The 441-nt window shown below is 54.0% G+C and carries 1 protein-coding gene; it reads right to left on the bottom strand.

Annotated elements, in window-relative coordinates; genetic code table 11:
- Positions 1 to 213: 213 nt before the first annotated feature.
- Positions 214 to 441, bottom strand: a 228-nt coding sequence (gene rplT, locus PSH54_RS20645; protein ID WP_273607017.1) for a 50S ribosomal protein L20, incomplete at its 5' end; no start/stop codon positions are given.

Here is a 441-nt window from a genome sequence, read left to right as displayed (position 1 = left end):
GTTCATAACGACTCTTTCATGACTTACGCAAAAAAGGATGCACAAGTGCCATTGGCATATGCCATGTGGCAAGCGTCTTGCCTCAGCAGCCTGTTTTGCGTAAGTCGTTTTTATCGACCCGTGAAAATGAACAAGGGCTAGTGCCTTTACAAGCCCTAGCCCTTGCTGTTATTGCGCAAGCAGCTATCAAAAAGATAGCCACTCATCGTGAACTCAAGCAGCCAGCTTGGCCTTGACTTGCTCCACGATGCTGCCAAAGGCAGCCTTGTCGTGCACTGCGAGGTCGGCCAGCATCTTGCGGTCGATCTCGATGGAAGCCTTCTTCAGGCCGTTGGCGAACTGGCTGTAGGTCAGGCCCAGTTCACGGGCAGCGGCGTTGATACGGGCAATCCACAACTGGCGGAACACGCGCTTCTTGGTGCGGCGGTCACGGTAGGCATA

Source organism: Pseudoalteromonas sp. Angola-30, assembly GCF_028599215.1.
GTDB classification, from domain to species: domain Bacteria; phylum Pseudomonadota; class Gammaproteobacteria; order Enterobacterales; family Alteromonadaceae; genus Pseudoalteromonas; species Pseudoalteromonas atlantica.
This window is presented reverse-complemented; position numbering and strand designations above follow the sequence as displayed.